Consider the following 12,513-nt stretch of genomic DNA (forward strand, 5'->3'; position numbering starts at 1 on the left):
TTTCTATTTTAAAAGTACTTTCAGTTTTGAGTTTACTGATTTTAATTGTTCTATAAGTGTTTCATCCATAGTAAATGATACTAAATCATCTATTTGTTGTTGTATATCATTTTCTAAATGATTGAACGTAGTTTCAGCTTCTTTAGTTAATGTTGAAACGTAAGAAATAAGCGCTTGTCTTAATTCGCTTAATTGATTTTGCAATAATTCTAGTGTATTAGAACTAATCATTTCCTGTATTTCTCTTTGAGAGTTAGGATTTAATATTTTACGCTTAGTCAATTGTTTAGGCAAAGCTGCTACCATATCATTAATATCAATTCTTAAGAAAGCCGTATCCGTAAAATGAGGTTTAATATTAAATTCAGGATAAATCAACACATGTAATTGATTTAACTTTTGAATGACAGGTGCAATTTGTTCATTGAGTTGTCGGTTATAATATTTTTTAATACGTTCTACTAAAAGACTTTGTTCAAGATATAGACGTTGATGGATTTGATCTAAAAATGTTTTTGATGAAAGTTTCTTTTCTTCATTAAAATCTTTATTTTGCGTCATTTGACTATTAAATACACTTTTAACATCATCTAATAATTGTAACTTTAAGCGTCCATTTAAGTGATAAATTTGGTCTTCAACTTCATTACTAGTATGTTGCTCACTTGTCATTAACAATTGATTTGAAAGACGTTGTTCATGTTGATAAGATTTGAGTTTTTCTTGACGTTCACTGATTAGTGATTGATTTGTTTGGAATTCTTCTATCATTTGATCGAATGATTGACTCATTTGTTCAAATTGTTTAATCATTTGTTGCTCTAAAATAGTATTTGATTCTACTTCGACAAAATGTTGAATACTTTCTCGTAACTGTGCGATACCATCATCATGATCTTTAAGTGCACGTCTACTTGAGACACCAAATATCTCAGAGTTTAAATTAACTTGGTTTAAAGCATCAGCCACGTAATCTTTCACAGCTTTAATATCTTCTTCATTTTCCGCTAAATCAATAGCGTTAATAACCATTTTAAACGCTTGATTTTCATTTAATTGATTCATGTCTTTCATATGTTCAATGAAAGCTTTGTCATTATCTGTAAATGAATGGTTAAAGTAACTTACATATAATATTAAATCTGAAGATGTTAAAATTTGTTCAGTTTCATTGGTATGACGTTGATTATTTGAATGTAAACCAAGAGAATCAACGATAATTTTACCTTTTAACCAGTTTAGAGGTAAGTTAATATGAACAGTTTTAACAAAAGTAGCGTATTCGTCTTCGGCACTCCATTTTTTTATATCTTCTTGAGAAATTTCATGCGTAATTGCTTCAGTAATCATTTCTTGATAAAGTGCATAATGTTTTTCAACTGCATTAACAAAAGCTAATTGATTTTTTTCTAATTGTTGTTTTAATGAAGTAATATCACTATTAATAAATTCCTCTAAAGAATTAAAAGTAATATTATGATATTCAATAAGTTGATTTAACTCGTCTAATAATTGTTCTTGTGTTTTCAATGTAATTTTACTATCTTCACCATATGACAATTCTGTAGTAGCTGCAGTTGTTGGATTCGGAGAACTAACTAAATATTGCCCACCAAGTAAAGCATTAATTAAACTACTTTTACCTGCACTAAATGTACCAAAAACACCAATTTTCACTATTTTATTATCTAAACGAGTTAAAGTATCTTGAATGTCTTTTTTCGTTCTATCAAATAGTGGTACTGGTTCAACTAATTCTAGAGCTTGTTTAATATCAATTTCACTCGCAGTGAATTGTTGAGTTGCCTCATTTTCATCTAACTGACCTTCGTTTGTTTCGCCTTGAGCCATATTTTTAAGCTGGTAGTTAGCTTCAGTTCGCCCTATCAACTTATCCAAAGAATCTTCCATGTGAATATAATAATGACGATAATTCTCAGTCGTTAAAGATTCCTTCAAATTCTTTAATTCTAAGAATCGTTCATAGACTTGCATATCTTCATCTTCTGTATTGTTTAAACCGGTAGCTTGTGTGTTGTTAATTGTTTTATCAAATAATGGATTAGATTCTTTCTCAACATAAGTGTTAATAGCTTTTTTAACTTCATCACTAAATGTTAATACATAGGTATTACTAATGCTTGTTTGCGGTTGATATAAATTTGAGATTAATTCACTATTCATTTCGTAATGTTGATTTAAAATTTCTTGATTAACGTCACTATTATTAATAAAGCGTGTTAAAAATGACATGTCTTCTCGTAAAGGTTGACGAATTTGTTGATTTACTTTGTCTTGTAATTTTTCTGTTACTAGTGCTAAGCGTTGTTCTTGTTCTTCTAATTTCTTTTTCTTTTTATTTAAAAGACCGCCTACTTTAAAGTCAGAAGACATACTTTCAAGATAATGTCGAATATCTTCACGCATATCATGTGTCATAATATATGCATTCTCAAGAATATCTTTACGTTTTTGTTTTAAAAAGCTTAATAATTGTTCAGGATTATTTAATAAACGTGCTTCCTCACTAACGGCTTGATTCTGTTGGAATTTTGAATAAGCTTGTTCAAACTCGTCTTCATTAATATTTAATTCCTCAAGAATGTCTTGTATCTCATTTTGAATATAACCAAGTTGAGCATCTGTGATAAATTTAACCGTGCGTTCCACGTATTCTTCAATAGGCTCACGATGGTTGTCTTTATCAACTAAGTAGTCAGAAAGTTGATTGATTTCATTTTCAGGATGATCGAATTTAGACACGTAGAAGATTTTAGTCAATTTAATATCCCAATCTGCAATTGATTTATTCACTCTTTCTTTAAAAGTAGCAAAAGAAATTTCGTCTTCATTATGTTTATCAATTTGATTAATAATAAAAATAACAGGAATGCCAACATCATTCATGCGCTTCATAAATTGAAAATTAAGCGCTGACTGCACGTGGTTATAATCCACCGTATAAAACAAAATATTACTTGTATACATGAATTGTTCAGTCGTTGTCTGATGTGTAGCTATGTTTGAATCGACGCCAGGCGTATCTTGTAAAGTAAATCCATTATGGAACTTTGAAGAAGGAAATTTAATCTCTACGGACTCGACATCAACATTTAGTCGGTTCATTTGTTTTACTTCATCATATGTTTTTAGTTTTGTGTACTGTTGATGTTCTAGATTAGCAATAATCTCTTCTTTATCTGAAACAGAAACGATAGCTGTATTACTTGTTGTAGGTACTGGAGAACTGGGTAAAATATTCTGTTCAAGTAATAAGTTAATCAGAGTAGATTTACCAGCAGAAAAATGTCCAACGAAAGAAGCGGTATATTGGTTCAAATAGACTTTTTTAATAACTTGATTGATTGTATGTACTAATGCCGTGTTGTTAGATTTTTCAACTTCTTTTTTTAATTTATATAAAATATCTAATTGTTCAGTGTTCGCCATGCCTAATCCCCTTTATTTCAAGCGTTCTATAAATAATAAAAAAGTAAGGTTATAAATCACCTAAGAATTATAACCCTATTAATAGAAAGTGATAGCAAAAGTTAATCAATACTTTTGAAATCATTTATTAAATTTTATCACACTCATAAATTTTAAAAAATATAAATAGAACTTTAATTAAACCACGCTGGCTTATCTCCATCGGTATTTGGTTTATTAACACCTATATTGTCTCTTGAATAAAGTTCAGGATTTTTAGCTATACGCACAGCTAAATTAGCAATACTACGTCTTGATACTTCTGTACCTTTAAATTCAGTATTTTTAGATGTAACTTCATAATCTGATTCATTTTTAAATGTTAACCAAGCTGGACGAATAATTGTGTAATCTAAATCTGAAGCTTCAATGATATCAGCAGCTTTGCGATATTTATCTAATTTCTCACCAAATTGTTCTTTGTTAAATTCATTAAATTTTGTTGGTAACTCATTATAAATTCCTGGCGCTGCAATGAAAATTAAGCGTTTAACGCCTTTTTTATTCATTGCCTTAACGATAGCATCAGCTTCAATATCTAATGAACCAGATAAACTAGCGAAGACGACATCCACTTTATTTAATGCTTTTTCTAAGTCTTCTTCATTTTTCGCGTCCCCTTCAAATACTGTAATACGATTAGATGCATAATCAGGAATACGATGTGCATTTCTTAAGAATAAATCCACATTAAATGATGTATCTTCTAAAAATATTTTAGTTGCCTCAATAGAAACTTTACCATTTGCGCCTATAATTAAAACAGTTTGCATATTTCTCTCTCCTCACTAAGATGTAATTAATATGTATGTAGTTAAAACACTCTTATTATCACTTTACATTAGTCATAATAAGAGCGCTAATAAATTGTTTAAATTAATTAAATATTTTCTAATATGTTAAAGAAAATTTACAAATTTAATAAAAACTAAACTTGAAAAATTAGTTATTTATATTTATGAAAGTAATTATTATTTTTTTGCAGGTTTTTGACCCCAGTATTGATAATAAGTACATTCAATATAACCATTAAATAATTTGCGTCGTTTAGTTGCTTTTTTATCAACAAGATATTCAAATTCTTTATTGCTAGTCAAAATATAAGCAGATAAATAAGGATGTTGTTTCATTAATTTTCCGATATAGCGATACATCTCTTCAACTTCATCTCTATCACCAATACGTTCTCCATAAGGTGGATTACCTACTAGAGCAACTGGCGCTTCTGTATCAATAGTTAATGTATTTACATCTTTGACACTGAACTGAATAATATCTCCTAGACCTACTTCTTCTGCATTACGTTTAGCTATTTCAACCATTTCAGGATCAATGTCAGAAGCAAAGACTTGGATTTCTTTATCATAATCAGCTTGTTTATCAGCTTCATCTCGCATTTCATCGTAAATGTTTGGAGGCATAATGTTCCATTCTTCAGAAACGAAATCACGGTTAAATCCTGGTGCGATATTTTGAGCAATTAAACATGCTTCAATGGCAATAGTTCCTGAACCACAGAATGGATCAATGAATGGCGTATCGCCTTTCCAATTGGCAAGTCTTACTAAACTTGCTGCTAATGTTTCTTTAATTGGTGCTTCACCCTGAGCAATACGATAGCCACGTCTATTTAGTCCTGAACCTGATGTGTCAATCGTAAGTAAGACATTATCTTTTAGAATTGCTACTTCTACAGGATATTTAGCGCCACTTTCATTTAACCAGCCTTTTTCGTTATAAGCATGCTTTAAGCGTTCAACAATCGCTTTTTTAGTAATAGCTTGGCAGTCTGGCACACTGTAAAGAGTAGATTTGACGCTTCGTCCTTGTACAGGAAATTGACCTTCTTTATCAATAATATCCTCCCACGGTAAAGCTTTCGTTTTCTCAAACAATTCATCAAATGTTTTAGCGTTAAATCGCCCTACGACAATTTTAAGTCGATCAGCAGTTCGTAACCATAAGTTACATTTAACAATAGCCTTTGCATCTCCTTCGAAAAAGATACGACCATTTTCTACTTGTGTTTCATAGCCAAGTTCTTGGATTTCTTTTGCAACGACTGCTTCTAAACCCATTGGACATACTGCTAATAATTGGAACATTGGTTTGTCTCCTTTGTCAATATTGTTATGTTATATGTTAACAGAATTTAAATTATATATGTATCAGTATAAATTGGAAAAATGAAAAAAGCTCTCCATCAAATGGGAGAGCTAAACTAGTCAATGATATTTCTGTAAGCCATGTTCTGTACCGTTGTACTCATAACGTACACTAGTTGTACTGGTACTCAGGTGGTAACCATCTGTCTACATATCTTTATTATGCGAATAAAGACGTCTCGTTTATACGTTGAATTCCGCTAAACAAGTGCTCCTACCTAATTTGGATTGCTCACTCGAGGGGTTTACCGCGTTCCACCTTTTATATTTCTATAAAAGCTACGTCACTGTGGCACTTTCAAACTATTCTAGCCATATCTAAAGACTTAGGCTATTTCGTTGCCGTCAAATTAATGCCTTGATTTATTGTTTCATCAAGCACGAACACTACAGTCATCTCAGACTGTGTGAGCATGGACTTTCCTCTATATTTCTATAGCGATTACCCAAAATATCACTTTTGCGATTATAACATAAATTTAAAAACTATAACAGATATTTTTACTTTTAAAACATATAATACATACTAGCAAGTTTGCTTGTACTTACAATGATTAATCTTAATGATTATTTGCCAAATACGGCTTTTTCAAGATTTGAAATTCTTTTTAGAATATCTACATTATTCGATGAACTTGAATTGTTTGAAGAGAATGATTTGTTATCAGAAGGTCTAGATGTTGCTACTCGTAATCTTAAATCTTCTACTTCTTTTTTTAGTTTGTTATTTTCTTCAGATAATTTAACTACTTCGTTATTTAAGTCAGCCATTTTTTGATAATCAGTAATGATATCGTCTAAAAAAGCATCCACTTCCTCACGGCGATAACCGCGTGCCATCGTTTTTTCAAAGTCTTTTTCATAAATATCTTTTGCTGAAAGCTTTAAAGAAACATCTGCCATTTTTTCCACCTCATTCGAAACTTTGATCTTGTTCCCACTGTAAATCATTTATAAAAGCAGTGAGTTCATCAAATGCAACAATATCACAAGTATAGTTCGTTTTATCCATAAAATCAACTAACATCCTCTTGAAGAACTTGGGGCTCCCCTCTTGTTCATCATCATAAATTAATAAGGTCATATCTGTATGATCTAGCATAAATTGATCTGTTTGTTTAAATTGATAAGGTCCTTCATATTCAGTGTGATGGACACTCTCAAGAAAGTCTGCTTTTTCTGCAATAGCATTGTACTTCGTTTGATTGACTTCATTCCATTTCGACGTATGTCCATAAAATGGAGTAATTATCCCGAGTTTCAATTCGGGATAAGTTTGTTTTAAATCTAGCACAACATCAGCTGTCCAAAGTTCAATTCCAATTTGACCTTGAATTAATACCCATTCAAGACCTTCATCGATATATTGTAATAACTTATGTTTAATGAATGCTTTCAAATATTCCACTTCAGGCATATCATCTTTAAAAATGTTTAACTCGAAAGATTTGTATCCTGTAACATATAACGTCTTCAAAGTATACATCACTCTATTCTTTAGTGTATTCAAGTAAATAGTTTAAGTCATAATTAACGGCTTTAAATTTTTCTGTAAAAAGTTTTCTACTTGTTCTATGGAAATGACAATCTACTGATAATTCTTTGATATTGTTTACCAATAAATCGAATTTTCTTTCATTCATATAAGCCAATTGTATAATGTCATCTTTATGTTGTATTAGCTCGTTTAATATACCATCAATATAATGAGCATATGGAACAACCTTCTGATAAAAGTCAAAATCTTCACTTTTTGTTTTAACTTCATTATAGTGTGTTTCAATATATTGAAGTTCTTTCAATAGTTCTTTTACAACTTTCTCCATAAAGATGCCTCCTACACTGATTTAATGTATCACAATTCATTTCTACCGTCATGTAGTAGTAAACAAACGAAAGTTTAACTTTTTCTAGAATTCTTTCATTATTGTAATGTTACGCAGACCTTATAAATTGAGTCATATATTGTTTTCACAGTTAAAGAACGTTAAAATAGAGGAGGTTAATAATGAACTTTCATTATTTTCTAAATTAGTTTGTTATATAGTAATCGCATAAAAAGTACATTGATATAGATTAGTACATCTAGATATTTTATAGTTGCTATTAATGAACTAGCGTGGTGAATACTATGAATTATCCTAACGGGAAACCTTTCAAGGGAAATAAGACTAACGTCGGAAGTCATTCACGTCCCTCTTATAGTAAAATAGAATATGGTGGACGAGGTATGTCCCTTGAAAAAGATATTGAACTATCTAACGATTATTATTTAAATCATGGAAAGGCTGTTATACATAAAAAACCTACACCAATCCAAATCGTTAATGTTCACTATCCTAAACGAAGTAAAGCAGTGATTAATGAGGCTTACTTTCGTACCCCTTCTACAACTGATTATAATGGCGTTTATAATGGCTATTATATTGATTTTGAAGCAAAGGAAACTAAAAACAAAACTTCTTTTCCTTTAAATAATATTCATGATCATCAAGTCGAACATATGAAGAATACATTTCTTCAGAAAGGAATTGTATTTTTATTAATAAGATTTAAAATGCTTGATGAAGTATATCTTTTGCCTTTTTCTAAATTTCAACCTTTTTGGAAAAGATATAAAAATGAAATAAAAAAATCAATAACAGTTGAAGAAATAAGAAAAAATAGTTACTATATTCCTTATCAGTATCAACCAAGATTAGATTACCTCAAGGCTGTTGATAAGTTGATATTAGATGAAAGTGAGGACCGCGTATGACGGAAAACAAAGGATCTTCTCAACCCAATAAAGGGAAAAATGGGAAATCCAAAGAAAAAAAGAATAGAAATGTAAAACGAACGATTATCAAGATTATAGGCTTTTTATTAATCGCCTTTTTCATCTTAGTTTTACTCGGTATTTTATTATTTGCATATTATGCTTGGAAAGCACCAGCATTTAATGAATCTAAACTCCAAGATCCTAAACCAGCCGAAATTTATGATAGGAATGGCGAACTGGTTAAAAAATTGGATAATGGTGCTAGAAGAGAACATGTTGATTTAAAAGATGTTCCTAAAAATATGAAAAATGCCGTGCTAGCAACTGAAGATAACCGTTTCTATGATCATGGTGCCTTAGACTACAAACGTTTATTAGGTGCTGTTGGTAAGAACTTGACTGGTGGATTTGGTTCTCAAGGTGCTTCAACGTTAACTCAACAAGTAGTTAAACGTTCATTCTTAACTGAGAAAAAATCTATCGGACGTAAAGCTCAAGAAGCTTACTTATCATATCGTCTGGAGCAAGAATACAGTAAAGATGAAATCTTCCAAATGTATTTAAATAAAATTTATTACTCTGACGGCGTTTATGGTGTTAAAGCTGCAGCTAAATATTATTTCAATAAAGATTTGAAAGACTTAAATTTAGCTGAAGAAGCATACTTAGCTGGCTTACCTCAGGTTCCTAACCTTTATAACATTTACGATAACCCTAAACAGGCTGAAAGTCGTAAAGAAACTGTATTATATTTAATGCACTATCATCATAGAATTACAGATAAGGAATACCAAGAAGCTAAAAAGACTTCATTAGAAGATAACTTAGTAAAACGTTCTACTAAAGAACGTCAAATTGGTTCAACTGATGAAGATCCAGAATACGATTCTTATGTTAACTTTGTAAAAGCTGAATTAATGAATAACAAACACTTTAAAGATAAAAACTTAAGTGAGTTATTACAAAGTGGCATTAAAATCTACACTGATATGGATAAAGATGTTCAAAAAACATTACAAGATCGTATTAATAACGGTAATTACTATAAAAATGATGACCAACAAGTTGGTGCAACAATTCTTGATAGTAAAACCGGTGGCATTGTAGCCATTTCTGGTGGGCGTAACTTTAAAGACGTAGTTGACCGAAATGCAGCGACAGATGCTCACTTAACTGGTTCATCACTAAAACCATTCTTAGCATATGGTCCAGCCATTGAAAATATGCAATGGGCAACAAATCATGCTATCCAAGATGAATCAAGTTATCAAATTGATGGTGGTACTTTCCGAAACTATGATAGTCAAGGACATGGTACAGTATCTGCATATGATGCATTAAGACAAAGTTTCAACATTCCAGCGTTAAAAACTTGGCAAGAAGCTCAATCTAAAGGTGGCAAAGATTCAGTAAAAGACTTTGCTTCTAAAGTAGGTTTAGATTATCAAAATGATCTCGGCCCATCAGACATCTTAGGTGGTGGCGCTTCAGAGTTCTCACCTACTCAATTAGCTTCAGCATTTGCTTCAATTGCGAATGGTGGTACTTATAACAATGCACATTCAATTCAAAAAGTTGTTACTTCTGATGGTGATACTGTTGAATTCGATCACACTAGCCATAAAGCTATGAAAGATTATACATCTTACATGTTAGCTGAAATGTTAACTGGTACATTTAAACCTTATGGTTCAGCTTATGGTCATGGCGTTTCAGGTGTAACAATGGGTGCTAAAACTGGTACAAGTACGTACGGTGCAGAAATTAACCAACAATATAACTTACCAGATAACGCTGCGAAAGACGTTTGGATTAACGGTTTCACACCTAAATATACAATGTCTATTTGGATGGGATTCAGCCAAATTAAAGAAGGCGGAGCTAATTCATTCTTAGGTCACTCTGAACAAGAATTCCCTCAATTCTTATATGAGGACGTTATGTCTGACATTACTTCAAGTAATGATGGTGACTTCAAGAAACCTGATTCAGTTGTTGGCTCTAAAGCAAGTGATTTATCTGTAAGTGGTCACCCTGACAATAACACTACTACTCGTGAGGTTTACGGTAGTAACGGTTCTAGTGACGGCTCATCAAAAAAATCTAGCTCATCTTCTGAATCGTCTAATGAGTCTTCAGAGAACTCAAATGACTCTGGAAACACTGGTAGCACTGGAAACGGTGTAAACAATAATTCAACACAACAGAATAATACAAATGCTAATAACAATAATAATGGAAATACGATTTCTAACATTTTTAATTTCAATAGATAATCGCATAGAAGTTTAATTCGTTGTTAGTAAGTTGAATAGTTATAAATAAAGGCTGGGCAAATTGCCCAGCCTTTTTACTATAATAATTTAAATATTTGAGGTTTAGCGTCTTTTTCTAATTTGATACGATGCATTCATTTTAATAAGTTCAATTTTTAATGTCTTCATTTGACTATAACCCATAAAGTGATATTTTCTAGCTAACATATAATTATAACGTTCTGCAAAATTCATAGGTACTACTGGATAATTCTCAAGTTGATGTAAATCTATCTCGTCTATTTCATTAATTTGTTTAAAGAAATCAATAATCAATGTAAAGTACTGATCGATTACAGGTTTAGCTTCAGACGAATTAAGTGCCCTTTTACTTGCAAATTGATCCAATTCTTCCTCTAAAGGTTCAAAATCATGTTTAGTAATCATAGTATCAAGCTTCCTTTTATTATGCTTTCATTCGCTTTTGTCCTTCTCTACAATCTTCTAATAAAGGACAAATCTCACACTTTGGTTTACGAGCAATACAATGGTAACGCCCAAAGAAGATGAGTTGATGGTGACTTTTACTCCATCTCTCCTTAGGAATAATACTGCACAATCTATCCTCGACTTGAGTAACATTATCTTTCCATCTATTAATGCCTAAACGTTTAGATACACGTTCTACATGAGTATCCACTGCTAGTGAAGGTTCTCCAAATGCTACACTCATCACTACATTGGCGGTTTTACGTCCTACTCCTACTAGGCTTTCAAGTTCTTTATGTGTATGTGGCACTTCTCCATCAAATTTTTCAAGTAAAGATTCACATAACTTTTTAATATTCTTTGATTTATTTCGATATAAACCAATTGAACGAATATCTTCTTGTAACTCTTCTATATCCACTTTCACATAGTCTTCAGGTGTTTTATATTTTTTGAAAAGTGAACGTGTAACTTTATTAACTAAATTATCTGTACATTGAGCGGATAATAAAACAGCGATAGTAAGTTCAAATGCGTTGTCATGTTTTAATTCACATTCCGCGTCAGGAAACATATCAGCTATTACATCTATCATTTCAAGTGCTTTTTTCTTACTTATCATCTAATTTCTCTCCATTTAACCAATCAAATTTCGGTACATGTTTAACAGTATGAGTCATTTTAGGTTTGTTAAATTGTTCTCTTATCTTTTTAGATTCATCTATCGTTGTGACGTTATTCTTTTTCCAATTTAATAAAATGCGATCTACGTATTTAAAGCTAAGTTTGTCATGGCTATAAGCTTCATCTAATGCTGAACGGATTAATGCAAAATCATGTTGATCTACATCAATCCATTGATTCAATGTCTCAATTTCATAGGGAGACAAAGGTCTAGCAAATAATTGTTCAATATATTGGAATAAATCTTTAAATTGTTGTTGAGAATTTGATTGTTTATTATCGACTTCATCTTGAGCTAAGATATGACTCAATTTTTCATAAAATCCGTCTAAATTCATATATTCGGTAAATTTGCCTTCTTCATCTTTTTTTACTTGGAGTTCTAACAAGTCTCGTTGAATTAAATTTTGAATAATAGAAGTAACTTCTCTAGGCTCCATTGTTGAACCCTTTTTCAGAAAGTCTATAGAAGGTTGTTTATTTGAAGTTTCTGAGTCATAGATAAGTTTAATCAATATGATTAAATCTTTCTCGGACATACCTAATTCTGAATAATGATCAAAAAGCTCACGTCTCACGACGACTGGTCGTGTTTTAAGTTGAAACTTGTCCAAGTGAAATACCTCCTTTTTTAAAAGTTGAAAAAGCGTCCAGTCAAATAGAGATGACT

The 12,513-nt window shown here is 31.3% G+C and carries 11 protein-coding genes and 1 other RNA gene; 2 read left to right on the forward strand and 10 right to left on the reverse strand.

The genetic code is table 11. The features are described from left to right. Positions 1-3: 3 nt before the first annotated feature. The 7 genes from E2558_RS03825 to E2558_RS03855 form a co-directional block, all read right to left on the reverse strand. On the reverse strand, positions 4-3,450 hold the full coding sequence (locus tag E2558_RS03825; protein ID WP_126566880.1) for a dynamin family protein: 3,447 nt from the start codon (positions 3,448-3,450) through the stop codon (positions 4-6). Between the two features lie 173 nt (positions 3,451-3,623). Then, positions 3,624-4,262: an SDR family oxidoreductase gene (locus E2558_RS03830; RefSeq protein WP_126566881.1), complete on the reverse strand. Its 639-nt coding sequence runs from the start codon at positions 4,260-4,262 to the stop codon at positions 3,624-3,626. A gap of 198 nt (positions 4,263-4,460) precedes the next feature. Further along, positions 4,461-5,594 (reverse strand): THUMP domain-containing class I SAM-dependent RNA methyltransferase, encoded by a 1,134-nt coding sequence (locus E2558_RS03835; protein WP_126566882.1) that lies wholly within the window; start codon positions 5,592-5,594, stop codon positions 4,461-4,463. Between the two features lie 130 nt (positions 5,595-5,724). Then, an RNA gene (gene rnpB, locus E2558_RS03840) (RNase P RNA component class B) lies at positions 5,725-6,108 on the reverse strand. Between the two features lie 113 nt (positions 6,109-6,221). Continuing rightward, the gene (gene gpsB / locus E2558_RS03845) at positions 6,222-6,557 is read right to left on the reverse strand and encodes a cell division regulator GpsB (RefSeq protein ID WP_126566883.1); all 336 of its coding nucleotides are present in this window, start codon (positions 6,555-6,557) and stop codon (positions 6,222-6,224) included. Between the two features lie 10 nt (positions 6,558-6,567). Further along, the gene (locus tag E2558_RS03850) at positions 6,568-7,131 is read right to left on the reverse strand and encodes an SLOG family protein (RefSeq protein ID WP_420853051.1); all 564 of its coding nucleotides are present in this window, start codon (positions 7,129-7,131) and stop codon (positions 6,568-6,570) included. Positions 7,132-7,144: 13 nt separating this feature from the next. After that, positions 7,145-7,480 carry a DUF1798 family protein gene (locus E2558_RS03855; RefSeq protein WP_126566885.1) on the reverse strand — a complete coding sequence of 112 codons (336 nt, stop codon included), beginning with the start codon at positions 7,478-7,480 and terminating at the stop codon, positions 7,145-7,147. A 305-nt stretch (positions 7,481-7,785) separates the two neighbouring features. Here E2558_RS03855 and recU point away from each other — a divergent pair, with 305 nt between their 5' ends. Both recU and E2558_RS03865 read left to right on the forward strand, forming a co-directional pair. Next, positions 7,786-8,412 (forward strand): Holliday junction resolvase RecU, encoded by a 627-nt coding sequence (gene recU / locus E2558_RS03860; RefSeq protein WP_126566886.1) that lies wholly within the window; start codon positions 7,786-7,788, stop codon positions 8,410-8,412. Beyond that, positions 8,409-10,691, forward strand: coding sequence for a transglycosylase domain-containing protein (locus tag E2558_RS03865; RefSeq protein ID WP_126566887.1), 2,283 nt, complete (start codon positions 8,409-8,411; stop codon positions 10,689-10,691). The genes recU and E2558_RS03865 overlap by 4 nt, the downstream gene beginning before the upstream one ends. A gap of 102 nt (positions 10,692-10,793) precedes the next feature. Here the strand turns inward: E2558_RS03865 and E2558_RS03870 are convergent, their stop codons facing one another. From E2558_RS03870 to E2558_RS03880, 3 genes are read right to left on the reverse strand one after another with little or no spacing between them, the layout of a single operon-like run. Beyond that, positions 10,794-11,117 carry a YpoC family protein gene (locus E2558_RS03870; protein ID WP_126566888.1) on the reverse strand — a complete coding sequence of 108 codons (324 nt, stop codon included), beginning with the start codon at positions 11,115-11,117 and terminating at the stop codon, positions 10,794-10,796. A 19-nt stretch (positions 11,118-11,136) separates the two neighbouring features. Next, positions 11,137-11,781: an endonuclease III gene (gene nth, locus E2558_RS03875; RefSeq protein ID WP_126566889.1), complete on the reverse strand. Its 645-nt coding sequence runs from the start codon at positions 11,779-11,781 to the stop codon at positions 11,137-11,139. After that, positions 11,771-12,457 carry a DnaD domain-containing protein gene (locus tag E2558_RS03880; protein ID WP_126566890.1) on the reverse strand — a complete coding sequence of 229 codons (687 nt, stop codon included), beginning with the start codon at positions 12,455-12,457 and terminating at the stop codon, positions 11,771-11,773. The genes nth and E2558_RS03880 overlap by 11 nt, the downstream gene beginning before the upstream one ends. Positions 12,458-12,513: the final 56 nt, after the last annotated feature.

Source organism: Staphylococcus pragensis (genome assembly GCF_004785665.1).
Lineage (GTDB): Bacteria > Bacillota > Bacilli > Staphylococcales > Staphylococcaceae > Staphylococcus > Staphylococcus pragensis.